We start from the raw sequence: 6,115 nt of genomic DNA, 5'->3' as shown, positions 1-6,115 counted from the left end.
CGGTGGATTTCACCGACGCGGCCGGCAAGGCCAGCTGGCCTATCACCAGCGCTTCTTTCATCCTGATCCACAAGAACCAGGCCGATGCCGCCAAGGGCAAGGAAGTCCTGAAGTTCTTTGAATGGGCATACAAGAACGGCGGCGCTTCGGCTACCGAGCTGGACTATGTCGCGATTCCTGCGTCTGTGGTGAAGCTGGTGGAAGAATCGTGGAAAGCCCAGATCAAGGATAACGCTGGCAAGGCTGTCTGGTAATAGTCGTACCTGATCCGGATTTGGGATAGCTCAAATCCGGATCGCAAGTTTCAGTTGTTGCAGTTGTGTTGTGGGCGGGGCAGTTGTTCGGGGAATAAGCTGCCTGCGCCGTTAATAGTATTGAATCACCTAGTCCCCACGCGAAATATCTCCAGGTCGAGCGCGGTCTGGCAGTTGCAATTCCCGCCGCCGCTTCTTATTCTTCATCGGATATCGCTACTCATGAGTGCAAATATTCCTGTCATGGCACAATCGATCTCACCCCAGGCAATCAGCGCTGAAGAAGCGGGTTTATCGCATCAGAGCCTGCTTGCCACAATGCGTAAGCAACGCATCCAGGATTTCCTTTTCCACAAGGTCACGCTGCTGTTTTCGCTGATCGTGCTGCTGGTCCTGCTCGGCATCATCGTTTGCCTGGCGATCGGTGCCTGGCCAGTGTTCCGCGAGTTCGGGCCATCTTTCATCACCACCGTCGAGTGGGATCCGGTCAACGACCATTACGGCGCGATGATCGCCATCGTCGGCACCCTGGTGACTTCGTTCATCGCACTGGCGATCGCGTTCCCGGTGAGTTTCGGGATCGCCTTGTTCCTGACGGAAATCTGCCCGGCAAAACTGCGCCGCCCGCTGGGCACCGCGGTAGAGCTGCTGGCCGGCGTGCCGAGCATCATCTACGGCATGTGGGGGCTGTTTGTATTCGCGCCGCTGTTTGCCCAGTACGGCCAGCCTTTCCTGTCCGCCACGCTTGGCCACTTGCCGCTGATCGGCGCTTTGTTCAACGGTCCCAAAATGGGCATAGGCTTGCTCACCGCGGGCCTGATCCTGGCGGTGATGATCATCCCGTTCATTTCCTCCGTCATGCGGGACGTATTCGAAGTTGTTCCCGCGGTGCTGAAAGAGTCCGCCTACGGCCTCGGCTGCACGCGCTGGGAAGTGGTGCGCAAGGTGGTCCTGCCTTACGCCAAGACCGGTGTGGTCGGCGGCGTCATGCTCGGCCTCGGGCGCGCCTTGGGCGAGACCATGGCGGTGACCTTCGTGATCGGCAATGCGCAGCGGCTGTCGTGGTCGCTGTTTGCCTCGGGTAACAGCATCGCCTCGACGCTGGCCAACGAAATCGCCGAGGCTTCCAGCACGCTGCATGTATCGGCCTTGTTTGCGTTGGGCCTGATCCTGTTCGTGATTACCTTTATCGTCTTGTCGATCGCCAAAATCATGTTGATGGGCATGTCCCGTAAAGAAGGTGCCAAATGAGTAATTCTTCGCAAGCGGATGCCAGTATCCGGGCAACTCCGCCGGTCAACAAGGTCTACCGCAAGCGCCTGCTGATGCATCGTTTCGGCATGGTGCTGTCGTTCCTGGCGATGGCGCTGGGCATAGCGGTGCTGGCCTGGATCCTGGCGACGCTGGTGGTCAAGGGCTTTGGCGCGCTGAACCTCGGCATCCTGACGCAAAATACGCCTGCCCCAGGTTCCGGCACCGGCGGTTTGCTGAACCCGATCATCGGCAGCCTGATGCTGGTGGGACTGGCGACGGTGATCAGCACCCCGATCGGCATCCTGGCCGGCATCTACCTGGCCGAATATGGCGAGGAGAGCAAGCTGGCGCAGGTGACGCGCTTTGTCACCGACATCATGTTGTCTGCGCCGTCGATCGTGATCGGCTTGTTTGTCTACGCGATCTACGTTGCCAAGGTCGGCCATTTTTCCGGCTGGGCCGGCACCTTCGCCTTGTCGCTGATTGCGGTGCCGGTGGTGGTGCGGACGACCGACAACATGCTCAAGCTGGTGCCGGGCAACCTGCGCGAAGCAGCGTTTTCCCTGGGCGCACCGCGCTGGAAAGTAGCCTTGCTGGTGCGCCTGCGCGCGGTCAAGGCCGGCGTGGTCACCGGCGTCTTGCTGGCGGTGGCGCGGATTGCCGGGGAAACGGCGCCTTTGCTGTTCACCGCCCTGAACAACCAGTTCTTCAGCACCAACATGAACAAGCCGATTGCAAACCTGCCGGTGGTGATCAGCCAGTTTGCGATGAGCCCGTTTGACAACTGGGTGCCGCTGGCGTGGGGCGGAGCCTTGCTGATCACTTTCAGCGTGCTGGCCTTGAACATCGTATCGCGTTCGCTATTCAGCCAGAAGATTCCCGGCTAACTGAATTCACTTAGATTGCCATTATTATGCAAACCTCAATGAAACCGAACACTCTCGACAAGCAGCCGACCATAGAAATCTCGCAGCTGAATTTCTTTTACGGCAATTTCCAGGGCTTGAAGAACATCAATCTGCATGTCAATGAAAAGAAAGTGACTGCATTTATCGGTCCTTCTGGCTGCGGCAAATCCACCTTGCTGCGCACCCTGAACCGGATGTACGACCTGTACCCGGGCCAGCGCGCGGAAGGCAAGATCATGTACGCCGGCCGCAACATCCTGGAAGCCGGACAGGACCTGAACATGCTGCGCGCCAAGGTCGGAATGGTGTTCCAGAAGCCGACGCCGTTTCCGATGTCGATCTACGACAACATTGCGTTCGGCATCCGCCTGTATGAAAACCTGCCCAAAGGCGAGATGGACGAGCGCGTTGAATGGGCGCTGTCGAAGGCGGCCTTGTGGGGCGAAGTCAAGGACAAGCTGAACAAGAGCGGCCTGAGCCTGTCGGGCGGTCAGCAGCAGCGCCTGTGCATCGCTCGCAGCGTGGCGGTGCGTCCGGACGTCTTGCTGCTGGACGAACCGACCTCGGCGCTGGATCCGATCTCGACCGCCAAGGTGGAAGAGCTGATCAGCGAACTGAAACAGGACTACACCATCGCCATCGTGACGCACAACATGCAGCAGGCGGCGCGCTGCTCCGACTACACCGCCTATATGTACCTGGGCGAGCTGGTGGAGTTCGGCGAGACCGACCAGATTTTCATGAATCCGGCACGTAAAGAGACCCAGGATTACATTACAGGCCGCTTCGGTTAATGCCAGCGACAGCCTCAACCTTGATGCGTAAAGAACAGAAGGAAATCAGATGAGCGGCGAACACTCTTCAAAGCAGTACGACACGGATTTGGAAACCATACGTTCCAAGGTATTGCTCATGGGCGGACTGGTCGAGCGCCAGTTCCAGGAAGCGATCAACGTTTTCCGCAACGGCAACCTGGATGCGGCGGAACGGGTGATCAAGGATGACGACCAGGTCAACCGCCTGGAAATCGAACTGGATGACGCCTGCAGCCACCTGATCGTGCGCCGCCAGCCGACTGCCAACGATTTGCGCACGGTGATGGCGACCATCAAGGTGATCACCGACCTGGAACGGATCGGCGACGAAGCGGCAAAAATCGCGCGTACCGCGATCCATCTGCACAAACGCGGCGCGGGCACTATCGACCACACCGAAACGGTGCGCGTCATCGCCGTCGGTGCGGCTGACCTGCTGCACGATGCGCTGGATGCGCTGGCGCGCCTGGACGAGAAGCAGGCCATGAAGCTGATTGCGCAAGACGAAGTGATCGATCGCGACTTCCGCTCGATCATGCGCAACCTGATCACTTTCATGATGGAAGATCCGCGCACGATTTCGGCGTCGATGGATACCTTGTGGGTGGCCAAGGCGGTCGAACGCATCGGCGATCACGCTAAGAACATCGCCGAGTACGTGATCTACATCGTCGAGGGCAAGGACATCCGCCACACCGACTACGCCACCAGCCAGCGCGATGACGACGAGGCTTGATCGAAGCGTAATATTCACTGCATGTTAAAAAATGGCCGCTGATAAAACATCCATCCTGATCATTGAAGATGAGCCGGCGATTGCCGAGCTGATCGGTTTTACCATCAAGGAAGCCGGCTGGACTCCGTCCATCGTGCATACCGCCGCCGACGGCTGGGAGTTCGTCCAGCGCCGCATGCCGCACCTGGTGCTGCTGGACTGGATGCTGCCGGACCAGAGCGGTTTGCGCCTGCTGTCGCAAATGCGCGCGGATCGCCAGCTGCAGTCCATGCTGATCATGATGCTGACCGCAAAAAGCATGGAAGAGGACAAGATATCCGGCCTCGACAACGGTGCAGACGACTACATGACCAAGCCGTTTTCGCCGCGTGAACTGACCTCGCGGGTCAAGGCGCTGTTGCGGCGCAAAGGGGCTGACGAAGTCCCCGGCATGATGTCGGCCGGTGCGGTGTCGCTCGATCCGGCCAGCTGTTCAGTCTGCCTGGAAAACCAGAAGATCGATATCGGCCACGCCGAATACCGCCTGCTGAAATTCTTCATGGCCAATCCGGACCGGGTGTTTTCGCGCAGCCAGCTGCTCGACAAGGTCTGGGGCGACCACGTCGTGATCGAAGAACGCACCGTGGATGTCCACGTGCTGCGCCTGCGCAAGGCGCTGCGCGAATCGGAGCACCTGATTCGCACGGTGCGCAGCGTCGGCTACATGCTTTCGGCAAAATAGCGCAATAATAGGGCGCAAACAGAGCGCAATAACATAGCGCAATAAAGAGCTGGATTTCAAGCGCGAGCCATTTGCTGCGGCTCGGCGCGATGAACGATGCTTCCCTCGCATAATAGTGATTTATGAATCCACAGATGTTGTTCTGGATCCCGGCCTTGCTGCGGATCCTGCTGATCTTTGTCATCTCGGGCGTGGTCTGGGCCCTGTTTGGCGTGTTGCCCGGTTTGTTATTGGGCCTGGCGCTGATGTCGGTTGCCGTGGTGGTGCAGCTGCATTACCTGTTCCGGCTCAGCGGCTGGCTGGACAATCCGCGCAGCGAAAAACTGCCGGACGGCTGGGGTGCATGGACCGACATTTTTTCGCGCCTTTATCGTTTGCGGCGCGACGATGAAAAGCACCAGACCGAACTGAGCGAGTGGCTGGCGCGCTTCCGCCAGGCCATGCATCTGCTGCCCGACGGCGTCGTCATCATGGACGATGTCTTGTTCCTGGAGTGGTGCAATCCGGCCGCGGAGCGTCACCTGGGCTTGCAGCACGGGCGCGACAAGGGCATGCGGGTCACCAACCTGATCCGCACCCCGGATTTCATCGACTACATCATCCTGGGCCGCTACGACCAGCCGCTGACCCTGAGCCTGCGCGAACGCAAGCTCATCGTGCAGATCATCCCGTTCGAGAATCGGCGCCAGATCCTGGTGACCCACGACGCCACCGAATCCGAAAGAATCGACATGATGCGGCGCGATTTCATCGCCAATGCCTCGCACGAATTGCGTACGCCGCTGACCGTGATCAACGGTTTCCTGGAGATTGCACAGGCGCAGCCCGGTCTCGACCAGAAAACCCGCGCCGCCCATCTGCAGCTGATGACGGAGCAGGGCCATCGCATGCAAAACCTGATCGGCGACATGCTGACCCTGACGCGGCTGGAATCGATCGACTATCCCTTGCGCCCCGAACCGGTGGATATGCAAGCCATGCTGCGCAGCCTGCTGCTGGAAGCCGAGGTCCTGTCGGCCGGCAAACACAGTTTTTCGCTGGCGGTCGACGGTCCCGACATCACCGGCAGCAACGACGAGCTGCGCAGCGCTTTCAGCAATCTGATTTCCAATGCGGTGCGTTATACGCCGGCCGGCGGCAAAATCCAGATCCTGTGGCAAAACGCCAAGGCCGGTCCGCAGCTGGTGGTCAAGGATTCCGGCATCGGCATCAGTGCCGAGCATATTTCGCGGCTCACCGAGCGTTTTTACCGTGTCGATAAAAGCCGCTCGCGGGAAACCCAGGGCACCGGCCTCGGCCTGGCGATCGTCAAGCATGTATTGCTGCGCCATCACGGCAGCCTGGGGGTTGAATCGCGGCCGGGCGAGGGCAGTGTGTTTACAGTCAAATTGCCGGCGACATCAGTCGTTGCTGTGGCGAAAGATTGA

6 protein-coding genes and 1 pseudogene are annotated in these 6,115 nt (G+C 59.2%); all 7 read left to right on the top strand.

Annotated elements, in window-relative coordinates; all coding sequences use genetic code 11:
• Positions 1-254, top strand: a pseudogene (locus JWQ61_RS09255) (phosphate ABC transporter substrate-binding protein PstS); the annotation flags it as partial.
• A 222-nt stretch (positions 255-476) separates the two neighbouring features.
• Positions 477-1,505 (top strand): phosphate ABC transporter permease subunit PstC, encoded by a 1,029-nt coding sequence (gene pstC, locus JWQ61_RS09250; protein ID WP_014006492.1) that lies wholly within the window; start codon positions 477-479, stop codon positions 1,503-1,505.
• The gene (gene pstA / locus JWQ61_RS09245; RefSeq protein ID WP_304360269.1) at positions 1,502-2,395 is read left to right on the top strand and encodes a phosphate ABC transporter permease PstA; all 894 of its coding nucleotides are present in this window, start codon (positions 1,502-1,504) and stop codon (positions 2,393-2,395) included. The genes pstC and pstA overlap by 4 nt, the downstream gene beginning before the upstream one ends.
• 38 nt (positions 2,396-2,433) lie before the next feature.
• Positions 2,434-3,210, top strand: coding sequence for a phosphate ABC transporter ATP-binding protein PstB (gene pstB, locus JWQ61_RS09240; protein ID WP_120235532.1), 777 nt, complete (start codon positions 2,434-2,436; stop codon positions 3,208-3,210).
• Between the two features lie 49 nt (positions 3,211-3,259).
• Positions 3,260-3,967, top strand: coding sequence for a phosphate signaling complex protein PhoU (gene phoU, locus JWQ61_RS09235; RefSeq protein ID WP_304360268.1), 708 nt, complete (start codon positions 3,260-3,262; stop codon positions 3,965-3,967).
• Positions 3,968-3,998: 31 nt separating this feature from the next.
• On the top strand, positions 3,999-4,688 hold the full coding sequence (locus JWQ61_RS09230; protein WP_304360267.1) for a winged helix-turn-helix domain-containing protein: 690 nt from the start codon (positions 3,999-4,001) through the stop codon (positions 4,686-4,688).
• 122 nt (positions 4,689-4,810) lie between these two features.
• Complete coding sequence (phoR, locus tag JWQ61_RS09225) at positions 4,811-6,115, top strand: phosphate regulon sensor histidine kinase PhoR (RefSeq protein ID WP_304360266.1); 1,305 nt, start codon at positions 4,811-4,813, stop codon at positions 6,113-6,115.

It is taken from the genome of Collimonas fungivorans, from assembly GCF_028292705.1.
GTDB lineage: Bacteria > Pseudomonadota > Gammaproteobacteria > Burkholderiales > Burkholderiaceae_D > Collimonas > Collimonas fungivorans_B.
This window is presented reverse-complemented; position numbering and strand designations above follow the sequence as displayed.

Coding starts and splice junctions, on each gene's coding strand:
- pstA (WP_304360269.1), top strand. CDS start 1,502: ATGAGTAATTCTTCGCAAGCGGATGCCAGTATCCGGGCAACTCCGCCG.
- pstC (WP_014006492.1), top strand. CDS start 477: ATGAGTGCAAATATTCCTGTCATGGCACAATCGATCTCACCCCAGGCA.
- phoU (WP_304360268.1), top strand. CDS start 3,260: ATGAGCGGCGAACACTCTTCAAAGCAGTACGACACGGATTTGGAAACC.
- pstB (WP_120235532.1), top strand. CDS start 2,434: ATGAAACCGAACACTCTCGACAAGCAGCCGACCATAGAAATCTCGCAG.
- phoR (WP_304360266.1), top strand. CDS start 4,811: ATGAATCCACAGATGTTGTTCTGGATCCCGGCCTTGCTGCGGATCCTG.
- JWQ61_RS09230 (WP_304360267.1), top strand. CDS start 3,999: ATGGCCGCTGATAAAACATCCATCCTGATCATTGAAGATGAGCCGGCG.